The following is a 14261-nucleotide window of genomic DNA, read 5'->3' as shown; positions in this document are numbered from 1 at the left end:
GGAGGTCCACAGCGCGCGCAACGCGGCGTTGCCGACGGCCGGTTGCTGGGTGAGGGTGGTGGCCGGGGACGCGCGCAGACCGTCTCGTCCCACACCGTCACATGGTTCGGCGTCATCGGCGGACTTCACAGGAGCAGGAGCAGGAGGAGGAGACGTGCGAGCGTCGGAGAATTCCGAGTCGGTCGGGGGCGCGCTGGAGGGTGGGGGCCGCCGGATCGGGGATCCCTGGCAGGGGGTGGACCGGGAGGAGCTGGCGCGGGCCGTGCGTGAGCAGGCCGGGCGCGCGGTGGCCGGGGTGGACGACATGGCGTCCTATCTCGCGGCCCAGGTGGCGGACGTGTCCCATCGCGAGGTGGTGGGGCCGCTCCTCGACGGCGGTGGGGCCAGTGGTGTCGTGGTGCGGCGGGGCGAGGTCATCGCCTCGTGGGGAGACCCGACGCGGACGGAGATGGCGTACAGCGCGACGAAGAGTGTGCTGTCGCTGGTGGCGGGAGTCTCCTTCGACGACGGCCTGTTGCGACTGGACGAGCCGGTCGCCGACTCGGTCGCCCTGCCCCAGTTCGCCGGCTCCCACGGTCGCGCGATCACCTGGCGGCATCTGCTCGACCAGACCAGCCAGTGGGAGGGCGAGCTGTGGGGCAAGCCCACGCGCGTCGACGCCCAGAGCACACGTGAGGGCACGGAGTCGGCGGGCGGGCCCCCCGGCGAGGGCTGGGCCTACAACGACGTCCGGGTGAACCTCACGGCGCTCGCGCTCACGGTCCTGACGGGCCGCTCCCTGCCGGACCTCCTGCGCGCCCGGATCATGACACCGATCGGCGCGTCCGAGGGTTGGTCGTGGCACGGTTACGACACCTCCGAGGCCGACATCGACGGCGTACGGGTGCCCGTGGTGTCCGGTGGCGCGCACTGGGGCGGCGGCCTGTGGATCAGCGCCCTCGACCTGGCCCGCGTCGGTCACCTCTGTCTGCGGGGCGGGGTGTGGGGTGAGCGGCGGGTCCTCTCACGGCGGTGGATCGAGGAGTTGTGGACACCCTGCCGGGTCAAACCGAACTACGGCCTGTCGTGGTGGCTGAACGACGACCGCACGGTCTGGCCCTCGGCCCCCGCCACGGGGCGCTGCGCCCGGGGCAACGGAGGCAACCACCTGCTGTGGGTCGACCCGGCGCGCGATCTGGTGATCAGCTCCCGCTGGGGCGCGGAGGTCGAGACGCTCCTGGCGCGGGTGTCGCGGGCGGTGCCGCCCAGCCGGTGAGCTGCGGTGCTGCCGTTAATTGAGTAGGCCCGGGGCCCCTCCTCACGTGACAATCAGGGGCCATCAAGGGGAGGAACACATGAGCCAGGCACACCTGACTCTTCATGAGCTGCTGCCGCCGGAGGAGCTCGCGGCGGCGCTCGAAGCGGGGCACGTCGCGCGCAAGTCGCACCCGACACTGCCGCTGTCCATCTACACGTACACGAGGACGTGTCAGTACGAGCGGGTGTGGAACCGTGTGACCACGCGCTGCCGGGGCCTCGTGGCCGACGACGCCACCGGGGAGATCGTCGCGCTGCCGCTGCCGAAGTTCTTCAACGTCGGTGAGCACGAGTCCGGTCAGCCCTACGCCCCGAGCCTCCCCGACGAGCCGTTCGAGGTGTACGACAAGGTCGACGGCAGCCTGGCGGTGGTGTTCCACTACGCGGGCCGGTGGCGGGTCGCGTCCAAGGGGTCGTTCGTGAGCGTCCAGGCCACCTGGGCGCAGCGGCTGCTCGACGCGAAGGACACGTCCGGTCTCGTGCCCGGGGTGACCTACCTGGCCGAGATCCTGTACCCGGAGAACCGGATCGTCGTCGACTACGGCGACCGCCGCGACGTGGTGCTGCTGGCCGCGTTCGCCAAGGACGGCACGGAGGTCGCCCTGGCGGAGGCCGCCGCGGGATGGCGGGGCATCGGCTCCGTCGTCACCGTGCGGCCGGCCGTGCCGCTCGCCGAGCTGCTGGCGATGACGGAGGGCAACCGGCTGCCCGGCGGCCACGCGGCCACCGGCACCGACGCGGAGGGCTTCGTGCTGCGCTTCGCCTCGGGGGTGCGGGCCAAGGCCAAGTTCGCCGAGTACGTGCGGCTCCACAAGGTGCTCACCGGTGTGACCGAGCGGGACATCTGGCGCGGTCACGGCATCCAGCGGTTCGCGGGACTGCCCGCCAAGCAGGTGGCGCAGGCGCTGAACTGCTCGGCCGAGGACGTCGTTGCGTCCGGCGGCCGGCCCCTGGACGCGCTCCTGGAGCAGGTGCCCGACGAGTTCGACGCCTGGGTGCGCGGGGTCGTCGCGGGCATCGACAAACAGGTCGAGGACCGCGAGCGGGCGATCGACGAGGCGTTCCGTTCGCTCGCGCATCTCGCGGACGACCGGGGCGCGTTCGCCCGCGCGGTGCGCGAACTGCCCGACGCGGCCGTGCGCCCCGCCATGTTCCAGCGCCTGGACGGGCGTTCGACCGTGCTCGTGACGTACCGTTCCACCCGGCCGGAGGCGTCCGACCCCTTCAAGAACGACGAGGAGAACTGATCGTGCCCGTGGTACACGTCATGACGGGGCTGCCCGCCTCGGGGAAGACGACGGCCGCGCGCGGGCTGCAGGCGGAGTCCGGGGGCCGGATGCGCCGCGTCAACCTCGACGATCTGCGGCAGATGCTCGACATCCCGCTGCCCGAGGGTGCGGAGCGCCGGTCGTACGCGCACGAGCAGACCGTGCTGGCGATCCAGGACGCGGCGGTACGGGCGGCCGTCGACGGCGGGTTCGACGTCGTCGTGGACAACACGCACATGACCCCGCACATCCCGAAGCGGCTGAAGGCGGCCGTGGCGGGGCTGGCCACGTTCGTCGTGCACGACTTCACCGACGTACCGGTGGAGGAGTGCCTGCGGCGGGACGCGGCGCGGGAGCGGCCGGTCGGCGAGGAGATCATCCGGATCCTCGCCGACAAGCACGCCAAGTCCCGCAGGGGTGGCTGGCGGCTCACGGCGGAGTGGCTGAACGACGAGCCCGCCGTCGAGCCGTACACCGCCGACCCGGCGCTGCCGTCGGCGGTCATGTGCGACATCGACGGCACGCTCGCCCTACGCGGCGACCGGGGCGCGTACGACTTCACCCGCTGCGAGGAGGATCTGCTCAACGTGTCGGTGCGTGGCGCGCTGCGCTCCTTCCGCAGCGCCGACGGCGATGTGATCGTCCTGCTCTCGGGGCGCGGTGAGGAGCACCGGAGCCGAACGGAGGCGTGGCTGCGTGCGCACGACGTGCCGTACGACGAGCTGTGGATGCGGGCGGCCGGCGACCAGCGTCGCGACGACGTGGTGAAGGCGGAGCTGTTCGACCGGCATGTGCGGCACCGCTTCGCCGTACGGGTCTCCCTCGACGACCGGGACCGGGTCGTCGCCGTGTGGCGGCGGATGGGGCTGCCGACCTGGCAGGTGAACTACGGGGCCTTCTAGCCGCCGGGGCGGGACTCCCGGGAAGACCTAGATCGCGCAGGCCCGGACGAACGCGTCGGCCAGTTCGACGGGGCGGGTGAAGAGGGCCTCGTGGCTGCCGGGGGTCTCGATCATCAGGGGGTTCTTCAGTCGCTGGGGGAAGCGCTCGGCCCAGTGCCACTCGCCGGGGAGGGAGAGGTCCTCGGCGGACAGGACGTAGGCGGTGGGAATGTCGAGGGCCTGGAAGGCGCTGGTGTCGGGCTTCTCCGTGAACGTGCCGAGCGGCTGCGGCACGAGCAGGGAGTGGACGATCCGCTGGGTCTCGTCGTCGGCGTCCTGCATGAACGCCTGCTGGAACACCTCGAACGGGAACGTCACCCCGTTGTTGCCGGAGGCGGCGGCCACGGCGCGGAACATCTCGCCGTAGTGCGGCGGGCACGCGTCGATCAGCGACTCGCCGTCGTTCGGCACGAACGCGCTCCAGAAGACCAGCCGCCGCAGACGGGAGGCGAGCCGGGGCGCCGCGCCCACCAGCACGAACCCGCCCCAGCTGTGGCCGACCAGCGTGACGTCCTCCAGACCGGCCTGCTCGACGTACTCCACGAGGCTGTTCACGCAGTCGGTCAGGGTCACATCGGTCGGGTCGTCGTTCTCACCGAGTCCGGCCAGTGTGGGGGTGTGCACCTGGTGCCCGGCGGCCCGCAGTTCGTTCGCGACGGGGCGCCAGGCCCAGCCGCCGTGGCAGGCGCCGGTCACCAGGACGAAGGTCTCGCTCATATCGATCTCCTTTGATCGAGTGGTCACAACCAGTTGGGTAGGTGGGGGAGTTCGCCCGTGACCCGCAGGTCCGCGGCGGTGCCGCGGCCGGTGAGCCAGGCGGCCAGGGCGTACGGCGGTCCGACGACCGTGGCACCGACAGGGCCGGCGCCCAGCGCGACGGTGCCGTGTCCGTCCGCGCTCAACTCGACGCCGGTTCCGGGCTCGACGCGGGCCGTCATCCACCCGGCCACATCGCCGACGAGGGCCCAGGCGAGGTCGGGCGGCAGGACGTCCATGCCGACGCCGACCCGCAGATCGACCAGGTGGATCCAGACCTCGCGGGCCCGCAGCCACGGCACCTCGGAGGCCGGGATCTGCCGGCCCGTCCCGCTGGTGACGGTGGTCGACCAGTCGTCGTCCGACAGGGCCTCGGCGGCTTTCCGGAAGCGCTCGGCGGATTCCCGTACGTCCGCCCGCTGTTCGGTGAGCGGGCGGCCGGCGCCGGCCTCGATGTCCGTGGCGCGCTGGTCCGGCGAGGCGTACATGGGGGTGGGAATTCCCGTACGGGCCCAGGTCAGCAGGTTGACCAGGGCGTCGGCGTTGCGGGCGAGGTGGGTGAGGAGGTGGCCGCGGGTCCAGCCGGGGAGAGCGGACGGTTCGGTGACGGCGTGCGGCGGCAGTGCGTCGATCGCCCGCTGGAGCCGGACCTGACCGTCCGCGATCCATTCGAGGACCTTCACGCCTTGTCCTCGACGACCGTGTTCACGCACTCCCCGATGCCCTCGACGACCGTACGGACGACCTGGCCCGGCTTCAGGAACACCTTCGGATCTCGGGCCGCGCCCACGCCGCCCGGGGTGCCGGTGAGGATGAGGTCGCCCGGCTCCAGGGTCGTGAACGTGCTGATGTACGCGGCGATGTCCGCCGGGGTGAAGAGCAGGTCGGAGGTGCGGGAGCGCTGCATGACCTCGCCGTCGACCTCCAAGCGGATCTCCAGGTCGGCCGCGTCGTCGATCTCGTCGCCGGTGACCAGCCAGGGACCGGCCGGGGTGCTGGCTTCCCACGCCTTGCCCTGGAGCCACTGCGGGGTGCGCCACTGCCAGTCCCGCATGGAGATGTCGTTGACGACGGTGTAGCCGGCGATCGCGGCGGCCGCCTCCTCCTTGGTGGCCCGGCGGGGCAGTCGGGAGCCGATGACGAAGCCGAGTTCGGCCTCCCAGTCCAGTTCCTCGGTCTCGCCGGGGTGGGCGATGTCGTCGCGGGCGCCGAGCAGGCAGTTGGCGAACTTGGCGAAGAGGGCGGGGTGCGAGGGCATCTCGCGGCCCATCTCCGCTATGTGGGTGCGGTAGTTGTGACCCACGCAGAAGATCTTCGCGGAGGTCGTGACGACCGGGGCGAGGTCGAGGGCGGCCACATCGTGCGTGGGGCCGTCGGCGGCGGCCGCGTCCGTACGCCAGTCGGGGCGGCGCAGCAGGCCGGCGACGTCGGGTGCGCCGACCTCCACGGCCCGGTCGCCGTCGAGGCGGACGGCCGCCGTGCCGTCGGCGGTGCGGATGGTGGCGAGCTTCATGCGGTCGTGCTCCCGGTCGTCTCGGTGCGGGCGGTCGTTTCCGTGCGGGCGAGGTTCAGCGCCTCGTAGAGGGGCGCGTCGTTGAAGGTGAACAGGTCGAGCCGGGTGTCGGCGGCGATGGTCAGGGCGCACCAGGAGGGGACGGCGATCAGGTCGCCGGCGGCCACCTCGATCACCCGGTCGTCGAGGGTGACCGTGCCGCTGCCGCGGAAGACCTGCCAGACCGAGGAGCCGACGGTGCGGCGGGTGGCGGTGGTGGTGCCGGGCCGCAGCCGGTGCATCTCGGTGCGCAGGCTGGCGAGGGCGTCGCGGCCGGTGGCGGGGTTGGTGAAGCGGATGCCCGCGTGGCCGGGCTCGATGACACCGGGGTGTCCTTCGTCCTCCAGCTCCAGCTGGGCGGTGAGGGCGTCGTCGGTGTCGGCCCAACGGTAGGCCATCAGCGGGGAGTTGGGGGTTTCGGGGGCGGCTATCGGCCGCAGTCCGGGGTGGCCCCAGAGCCGCTCGTTGCGCGAGCGGAAGGGGGTGGACCGGTCGGACACGCCGTCCTCGCCGAACTCGAAGAACCCGGCGTCGAGTCGGTGGACGAGCGGGATGTCGAGGCCGTCGAGCCAGACCATGGGCTCGTCGCCGACGTGGTGGTGGCCGTGCCAGTGCATGGACGGGGTGAGGAGGAGGTCGCCGGGGCGCATCTCGACCGCGTCGCCGTTGACGACCGTCCACACGCCCTCGCCCTCCAGGATGAACCGGAAGGCGCCCTGCGAGTGCCGGTGTGCGGGGGCGACCTCGCGCGGGCCCAGGTACTGGATCGCCGCCCACAGGTTGGGCGTCGCGTACGGCCGTCCGGGCAGGCCCGGGTTGGCGAGCGCGATCGCCCGGCGTTCGCCGCCACGCCCGACGGGCACCAGGTCGCCGGACCGGCGGGCGAGCGGCAGCAGGGTGTCCCAGTGCCAGACGTGCGGCACGGCCTCGGGCCGCGGGGTCAGCGGCATCAGGTCGCCGATCTCGGTCCACAGCGGGATGAGCCCGGCGGCCGCGAAGCCGTCGTACAGCTTGCGCAGGTCGGGGTCGGTCTCGTCGGGGGCGATGACGGAGACGCTGGTCACCGGGTCAGTGGTCATCGGGGGGTTCCTTCGGCGTCGAGGCGGCGCGCGATGTCGGCGCGCAGGGCCTTCTTGTCGATCTTTCCGACCTTGGTGGCGACGAGTTCGGGGACGGTCACCAGCCGGTCCGGGAACTTGAAGCGGGCGGTGCCCGCGCGCTCCATGACGTGGTGGACGTCGTCGAGGGTGACCGTGTGCCCGGGTTCCGGGACGACGTAGAGGCAGACCCGCTCGCCGAGCCGGTCGTCGGGCATGGCCACGGCGGCGGCGCGGGCGACACCCGGTGTCTGGTACGCGAAGTTCTCGATCTCCTCGGCGGAGATGTTCTCCCCACCCCGGATGATCATGTCCTTGTCGCGGCCCTCGACGACGAGGTTGCCGTCGGGCCGCAGCCGCACGATGTCACCGGTGCGGTACCAGCCGTCCTCGGTGAACGCGCGGGCGTTCTGCTCCTCGGCCCGGTAGTAGCCGCGCGGGGTGTACGGGCCCCGGGTCAGCAGCACACCGGGGCTCCCCTCCGGGACCGGGTCGCCCAGCTCGTCCACGACGAGGAGCTCGTCGTCGTCGCACATGGGGCGCCCCTGCGTCGTACAGATGACGTCCTCGGAGTCGTCGAAGCGCGTGTAGTTGAGGAGGCCCTCGGCCATGCCGAACACCTGTTGGAGCGTGCACCCCAGTTCGGGGCGGACGCGGCGGGCGACGTGGTCGGCGAGGCGGGAGCCCCCGACCTGGAGGAGGCGCAGCGAACTCAGGTCGTGGCCGGGGTGTTCGCGGTGGTGGTCCAGCCAGCGCTGGGCGATGGCCGGCACCAGGGCGCTCACGGTGACGCCCTCACGCTCGACGATCGGGAACGCCTTGTCCGGGTTGGGCGAACCGAGGACGACCCGGCCGCCGTGCAGCAGCGTGCCGAGCAGGCCGGGGCAGGCGAGGGGGAAGTTGTGCCCGAGAGGCAGGGCGGCGAAGTAGACCGTGTCGGGGCCGAGTTCGCAGACCTCGGCGCTGCGGCGGGCGTTGTAGAGGTAGTCGTCGTGGGTGCGGGCGATGAGCTTGGGCAGTCCGGTGGTGCCGCCGGAGAGCAGGAAGACAGCGATGGAGCGGCTGTCGGGCCGGTACGCGTCGACCGCTTCCCGGGCGCCCGGTGCGGCGGGCTCGGCGCACAGCTCCCGCAGATCCACGGCGCTGTCGCCCACCTTGTCGCCAAGTACCAGGATGTGAGCGAGAGTTGACGATGCGTCAGCCACCTCGAACGCCATCGACTGATGGTCGTGGTCCTTGAGGACGTCCGGGACGGCGATGGCCACGGCCTCGCTGTGCTCGACGAGATGGCCGATCTCGTGTCTGCGGTGGCCGGGCAGCGCCATGACGGGGATGGCGCCGAGGCGCAGGCACGCGTACGTGAGGATCACGAACTCGACCGTGTTGGGCAGCTGCACCACGATCCGGTCGTCCGGGCGGAGGCCCAGCGCGGCCAGGCGCGACGCCGCGGCGTCCGCCCGCTCGGCGAGTTGCCGGTACGTCACCCTGCGGTCGCCGTCGACGACGGCGATCGCGTCGGGGGTCGCGTCGGCGGCGGCGTGCAGCCGGTCGCCGAGGGCGACGCCCTCCCAGTAGCCCTTCGCGGTGTAGCGCTCGGCGTACTCCGTCGGCCAGGGCACAGCTCCGTCGCTGCTAGGCCTAGGCATGGTCATTCTCCTCGGTGGGCACGATCACGGCGTCCAGGGCGATCAGCCCGTCGGCGGTGAGCCGCAGCGGGTTGATCTCGATCTCGGCGGTCTCCGGGCTCGCGGCCAGGGCTGCGGCGAGCGCGGCGACGACCCGTCCGGACTCGGCGCGGTCCAGCACCGGCCCGCCCCGCCAGCCGTCGAGCAGGGCGCGGGCGGCCAGTTCGTCGGGCATGGTGGCGGCCTCGGTCGCGGACAGCGGGGCGAGCCGGATCGCCACGTCGGCGAGCGCCTCGGCGGCCGTACCGCCCAGCCCCGCCAACACGACCGGCCCGAACACCGGGTCCCGACGCACGCCGAGCACGAGGTCGACACCGGCCGGGGCCATGGCCTCGACGAGGTAGCGGCGGCCGGGGCCGATGGCGTCCAGCGCCGCGTCGAGCTCCTCGGCGGTACGTACGCCCAGGTGGACCCCGCCGATCTCCGTCTTGTGCAGGATCGCGGCGTCGAGCACCTTGACGGCGACGGGGCCGCCCAGTCGGCGAAGGGCGTGGTGAGCCTGGTCGCGGTTGTCGCAGGCGACGCGGTCGGGGGTGCGGATGCCGAGTCCGGCGAGGAAGGTCTTGGCGGCGTCCTCGTCGAGAGGGCCGACGGGTACGGCAGCGATCGCCTCCGAGGGCAGCGCGTCCGTGTCCGACGAGGCCCGCTGTCGCGCGTCCGTAACCAGTGCCCGTACCGCGTTGGCGGCGGCCGCCGGTCCGGGGAGAGCCGGGACGCCCGACTTGTGCAGGCGGGCCCGTTGTTCGGCCACGTCCTCGGGGAGGCCGCCGACGACCACCACGGCCGGGGAGTCGGCGCCGAGGCCGGCGTCCTGGGCGGCGGAGGCGAGGTCGACGCTGTCGGGCTCGGTCAGGGCGTAGACGGCGAGGAGGTCCACCGCCGGGTCGGCGGCCGTGGTGTCGAGGACGCGGGCGAACGTCTCGGCGGGGCGGCCGGTGTCGACCGGGTTGCGCTGGTAGGTGAGCGGGGGCAGCAGGTCGCTCAGCGCGCGCTGCGTGCTCGTGGTCAGCTCCGATACGCGGATGCCGTCGGTGCCCGCCCGGTCCGCCAGGAGCAGCCCCGGGCCGGCCTGGGCGGTCACGATGCCGAGCCCCGGGTCCGACAGCGGGCGCAGCCGGATGCGGGACAGCGCGGTGAGCGCGTCCACCAGTTCCCGCTCGTCGTCCACGACCACCGCCCCGGCCTGCCGCAACGCGGCCCGTGTCGTACGCCAGGACGTGGCGAGCGCGCCGGTGTGCGACCGGGCGAAGTCACCGATGTCACTGCGGCCGACGACCAGCGCCACGACGGGCTTCACGACAGCCAGCCCGCGCACGGCCGCGACCAGACGTGGTCCGTCCGGAACCGTCTCCAGATGCAGAGCCACAGCCGTCGTACGGTCGTCCCGCACGAGGTGCTCGAGGACGTCCGCGGCGGTGACATCGAGGCCCGCCCCGATGCCGACACCGAGGCTGATGCCGTTCCCGGCGGTGACCAGGTCGAAGGAGAGCGCGTGGTTGACGCCGCCGCTGGCCGCGACGACGGCGATGTCCCCGGCCGGGAGCTGTCCGGCGGCCGGTACGAAGCTGGCGGTGAGGCCCAGGTGGGGCGCGAAGAAGCCGGAGGTGTTGGGACCGAGCAGCCGGACCCCGGTCTCCCGGGCCACGCGCCGCAGTTCGTCGGCGTACTCCTCGCCCTCCGGGCCCGCCTCGCCGAAACCGCCGGCGCAGACCAGCGCGGCACGGCAGCCGGCGGCGGCCGCCTCGGCCAGGGCTTGCGCGCAGCCGGACGCGGGCACGCACAGGACGGCGAGGTCGAGCCGCCCGTCGGTGTGCGCGGCGGCCTCGGCGACGGAGGCGTGCACGCCTTCGGCGGGGTCGGGGCGGCGGGCGTTGACCAGGGCGCGGGCGCCGGGGAAGGAGGCGAGGGAGCGGGCCATGGCGGCGCCGAGCTTCCCGGCCTGCCGCGAGGCGCCGATCACGACGACGCCCTCGGGCGCCAGGAGCGGAGTCAGGTCCGTGGTCATGCCTCGCCCCGCCCTTCCGAAGTTGAGGCGACCAGATCGGCCCGCCCCGACAGCAGCAGCGTCTCCGCCCGGTCGTCGTCCATCGCGTCCTCCACGATCAGCGCGGGCACGCCGTACACCAGCCGGGCCTGCTCGGCGAGCAGGGAGCGGGTGAGCGGGGTGCCGGCCTGGACGGCCACCAGGTCGGGGGGTACGTCATCGCTCAACGCGGCAGCCAACCGCTCGTACCGGGACGGGAGTTCGGCCTCTGTGTCGGGCGCGGTGAGCCACAGGCAGCGGGAGCCCTCGGCGCGCAGTTCCGTGAGCTGGGCCGGGGTCAGTCGTCGGCCGTCGAAGTCCATGAACGGGGTGTCGAGAGGCGCGGCACCTGCGTGGGCGACGCGCCAGTCCCGTACGACCGTGTCGACGAACTCGGGGTCGCGGCGGGCGATCCGCTCCTTGCCGATGCTTCGTGAGATGAAGTGGAAGGCGAACTGGGTGGGCCGGAACGCGTCGTGGTAGCGCCCGAAGTTCTCCCACCAGGACAGGCTGGGTCGGGCGGCGCCCTGGATCTTCTCGACCGAGGGGCGGCGGGCGGCCTCGTACGCCTCCAGGGCGGCCGGCAGGTCGTCGCGGTGGGCGAGGAGGGTGTCGGCGAGGGCGACGGCGTCCTCCATGGCCATCTTGGTGCCGGAGCCGACGGAGAAGTGCGCGGTGTGGGCGGCGTCGCCGAGGAGGACGACGTTGCCGCTGTGCCAGCGGTGGGTGCGGCGGGTGCGGAAGTTGCCCCAGCGGGAGTTGTTGACCAGCAGCTGGTGGCCGTCGATCTGCTCGGCGAAGAGCTTCTCCAGGTAGTGCCGGGTCTTCTCGTCGCTCGGGCCCGGGGGCTGCGCGGTGTCGAACTCGTCGAGGCCCGCGCGCCGCCAGGACTCCTCGTCGGTCTCCACGATGAACGTGCTGACCTCGTCGCTGATCGGGTAGCCGTGCACGGCGAACGTGCCGTGCGGGCCGTGCTCGTGGACGAAGGTCAGACCGTCGAAGAGGTAGTCCGTGCCGAACCAGATGAACTTGGCCGTCGCGACCTCCACCTCGGGCACGAGGACGTCGGCGAGCCGGTCGCGGAAGCGGGAGTTGGCGCCGTCGGCGGCCACGATCAGGTCGTAGTCGGCGAGTTGCCCCGGGTCGGCGGGGATCTCGTGGCTGAAGCGGAGGTCGACGCCGACCTCCTCCGCGCGACGGTGGAGCAGCTGGAGCAGGGTCTTGCGGGTGATGGCGGCCATGCCGTTGCCGCCGCACCGGACGCGCTGTCCCTTGAGCCGCACCTCGATGTCGTCCCAGTGCCGGCCGTGGTCCGCGAGCGCGGTGCGCAGGACGGGGTCGGCCTCGTGGATGGCCGCCAGGGTCGCGTCGGAGAACACCACGCCGAAGCCGAAGGTGTCCTCCGGGCGGTTCCGCTCGAAGACCGTCACCTCGACCGACGGATCGGCCTGCTTGATGAGCGCCGCGAAGAACAGCCCACCGGGGCCGCCTCCCACGCAAGCGATCCGAGTAACCATGGCCTCCGCCTTCACGTTCGAGTACAGGCCCAGACTCAGGCCCGCAGGCATCCTGTGTCAATGGATACACGGGCGTCAATAATTTGTTGCGCAATTATGGCAAGTGATTCCAGGGGAATGACTCACTCGGGCAACGGCCGTCCGTGTGACATAGTCGTTTCCGTGAAGCCTCGATCGATTGTCTTCGACCTGTTCGGCGACTACGTCCGCTACCGCGGCGGCGCCGCGCGGATGCGCACTCTGAGCACGCTGATGGGCTGCTTCGGCGTCGGTGAGAGCACCGTGCGCGTGGTGCTCGCCAGGCTGCGCAAGGAGGGCTGGTTCGATGTCCGACGCGAGGGCCGGGAGACCGTCTACGCACTGAACAAGCGCAGTCTCCAGCTCCTCGACGAGGGCCGTACCCGCATCTTCGACCGGGCTCCCGCCGACTGGGACCGGCACTGGTACATGGTCATCTACTCGGTCCCGGAGACCGAGCGCGGTGTCCGCGATCGCATCCGCAAGGAGCTGGCGTGGCTGGGGTTCGGCCCGCTGGCACCGTCCACGTACGTGTCCCCGCACGACCGGCTCCAGCAGGTCCGGGAGAAGTTCGCGGACGAGCCCGCCGTACGGCTGGACACGCTGCGCTGCCAGTCCGGCGGGCTGCCCGTCGACCGGGAGATGGCGGCGCGGGGCTGGGACCTCGAGGGGCTCAACGAGGACTACCGGGACTTGCTGCGCACGTACCGGGGGCGGATGGCCTCGTACCGGGCCGGGCATCTCAGCCCCGAGGAGGCCCTGGTCGAGCGGATGCGGCTGACGTACGACTACCGCCAGTTCCCGTTCCGCGATCCTGACCTGCCGACCGAGTTGCTGCCGGCGGGGTGGGTGGGGCGTGAGGCGTACGAGATGTTCATGGAGGCCCATGATGTGCTGGGGCCGGCGGCGGAGGCGTACTACGACGAGGTGGTCGGCAGCCGCCAATAGCTCCGCCAGGAACCGGGGGGCGTCTTCGGATGTGCCTCGCTATGCCGTCGGGCGACTGCTGGTGCGTCGTGGCTGGTCGCGCAGTTCCCCGCGCCCCTGCGGGGCGCGGCCGAGCTCTCGGGATGCCTCCGTCACCGTCGTCTGTAGTTCTCGGGTCACCTCGGCCACGTGGTCCGGGGTGCCCAGGCTTTCCGGGAGGACGACCGAGATGGCCAGGGGCAGCGGGTCGCCGGCGGCGAAGACGGGGGCCGCGATCGAGATGATGCCCGGGATGACGCTGCCGCGGGTTTCGGCGTAGCCCTTTTCGCGGACCTGTTCGCGGATGGCCGCCAGGCGCTCGGTGGGCCAGTCTGCCTCCTTGCCGCGGAGTTCGTCGCGGAGCACCTCGTCGGTGAGGCTCTCGGGTAGATGGGCGAGGAAGACGCGGCCGACCGATGAGGTGACCAGGGGCAGCGTCGCGCCGACGCGCACCGTCAGGGGGAGGGGGCGGGTGCCGTACGCCCAGCTGACGACGATGGGGCCGCGGTCGCCCCAGACCGCGAGGTTCACGGAGTGGCCGGTGCGGTCACGGAGCCTCATGGCGTGGCCGCCGGCCACCGCGACCTCGTTGGTGCGGCGCAGGGCCTCGGCGCCCATGCGGCGCATCGCGGCCCCGAAGTCGTAGAGGCCGGACGCGGCATCCTGGGAGGTCAGGCCGATGCGGCCGAGGCTGACGAGATAGCGGTGCACCTTGCTGGGCTGCATGCCGCTGGCCTGCGCGATCGCCGACAGGCTCAGCGCCCCGCCCCCGCTCTCCAGGGCCAGCAGGACGCGCATCGCGGTCTCGACGGACTGGATGCCCTGCCGTTCCCCGTTGGTCCCGTTGCTCTCGTTGGGCTCAGTACTGGTCACGGCACAGCCCTCTCCCCTGCCTGCGGTCGAACGCGATCAGCGTAGCGGCGCGACAGGCCGACCAGCGTCTTCGAACCGATCTTACATTCACTATTGCGGAACGCGTTACGTTCTGGTGAACTGCGAACCGGTGGCGCTCACGCCACCCCGGCTGCTCCCCGTCGCACCGACGACGCGCTCGCAGCCACCGTCGAGCCGCTTCTGTCAGCGCACACGCCAGCGCTCCCCCGTGCCCGGTCACGCACACCCGACCCGCACCGCACCTCCCT

Annotated in this window: 12 protein-coding genes; 4 read left to right on the top strand and 8 right to left on the bottom strand. The window is 72.3% G+C overall.

Annotated features, from left to right (window positions below):
- The first annotated feature begins 154 nt into the window (after positions 1 to 154).
- The 3 genes from L3078_RS42085 to L3078_RS42075 all read left to right on the top strand — a co-directional run bounded on the left by L3078_RS42085 (position 155) and on the right by L3078_RS42075 (position 3466).
- Complete coding sequence (locus L3078_RS42085) at positions 155 to 1255, top strand: serine hydrolase domain-containing protein (protein ID WP_239759563.1); 1101 nt, start codon at positions 155 to 157, stop codon at positions 1253 to 1255.
- A gap of 79 nt (positions 1256 to 1334) precedes the next feature.
- A complete protein-coding gene (locus L3078_RS42080) occupies positions 1335 to 2543 on the top strand; it encodes a T4 RnlA family RNA ligase (protein ID WP_239759562.1) in 1209 nt (402 codons plus the stop codon).
- Between the two features lie 2 nt (positions 2544 to 2545).
- The gene (locus tag L3078_RS42075) at positions 2546 to 3466 is read left to right on the top strand and encodes a phosphatase domain-containing protein (protein ID WP_239759561.1); all 921 of its coding nucleotides are present in this window, start codon (positions 2546 to 2548) and stop codon (positions 3464 to 3466) included.
- Between the two features lie 27 nt (positions 3467 to 3493).
- Here the strand turns inward: L3078_RS42075 and L3078_RS42070 are convergent, their stop codons facing one another.
- The 7 genes from L3078_RS42070 to L3078_RS42040 are packed head-to-tail and all read right to left on the bottom strand — an operon-like array spanning position 3494 to position 12135.
- Entirely contained in the window at positions 3494 to 4222 is a 729-nt protein-coding gene (locus tag L3078_RS42070; protein ID WP_239759560.1) for an alpha/beta fold hydrolase, read from the bottom strand.
- Between the two features lie 23 nt (positions 4223 to 4245).
- Complete coding sequence (locus L3078_RS42065) at positions 4246 to 4944, bottom strand: maleylpyruvate isomerase family mycothiol-dependent enzyme (RefSeq protein ID WP_239759559.1); 699 nt, start codon at positions 4942 to 4944, stop codon at positions 4246 to 4248.
- Entirely contained in the window at positions 4941 to 5774 is an 834-nt protein-coding gene (locus tag L3078_RS42060; RefSeq protein ID WP_239759558.1) for a fumarylacetoacetate hydrolase family protein, read from the bottom strand. Before L3078_RS42060 ends, L3078_RS42065 begins: the two co-directional genes overlap by 4 nt.
- Complete coding sequence (locus L3078_RS42055) at positions 5771 to 6892, bottom strand: cupin domain-containing protein (protein ID WP_239759557.1); 1122 nt, start codon at positions 6890 to 6892, stop codon at positions 5771 to 5773. Before L3078_RS42055 ends, L3078_RS42060 begins: the two co-directional genes overlap by 4 nt.
- Positions 6889 to 8556, bottom strand: a complete 1668-nt coding sequence (locus tag L3078_RS42050) for a (2,3-dihydroxybenzoyl)adenylate synthase (protein ID WP_239759544.1) — start codon at positions 8554 to 8556, stop codon at positions 6889 to 6891. The genes L3078_RS42055 and L3078_RS42050 overlap by 4 nt, the downstream gene beginning before the upstream one ends.
- Entirely contained in the window at positions 8549 to 10600 is a 2052-nt protein-coding gene (locus tag L3078_RS42045) for an acetate--CoA ligase family protein (RefSeq protein ID WP_239759538.1), read from the bottom strand. Before L3078_RS42045 ends, L3078_RS42050 begins: the two co-directional genes overlap by 8 nt.
- Complete coding sequence (locus L3078_RS42040) at positions 10597 to 12135, bottom strand: FAD-dependent monooxygenase (protein WP_239759536.1); 1539 nt, start codon at positions 12133 to 12135, stop codon at positions 10597 to 10599. Before L3078_RS42040 ends, L3078_RS42045 begins: the two co-directional genes overlap by 4 nt.
- A 162-nt stretch (positions 12136 to 12297) precedes the next feature.
- Here L3078_RS42040 and L3078_RS42035 point away from each other — a divergent pair, with 162 nt between their 5' ends.
- Positions 12298 to 13101, top strand: a complete 804-nt coding sequence (locus tag L3078_RS42035) for a PaaX family transcriptional regulator (protein ID WP_239759534.1) — start codon at positions 12298 to 12300, stop codon at positions 13099 to 13101.
- Between the two features lie 39 nt (positions 13102 to 13140).
- Here the strand turns inward: L3078_RS42035 and L3078_RS42030 are convergent, their stop codons facing one another.
- Entirely contained in the window at positions 13141 to 13992 is an 852-nt protein-coding gene (locus L3078_RS42030; RefSeq protein ID WP_239759532.1) for an IclR family transcriptional regulator, read from the bottom strand.
- Positions 13993 to 14261 lie beyond the last annotated feature (269 nt).

The sequence above is a fragment of the Streptomyces deccanensis genome, from assembly GCF_022385335.1.
Classification (GTDB): domain Bacteria; phylum Actinomycetota; class Actinomycetes; order Streptomycetales; family Streptomycetaceae; genus Streptomyces; species Streptomyces deccanensis.
This window is presented reverse-complemented; position numbering and strand designations above follow the sequence as displayed.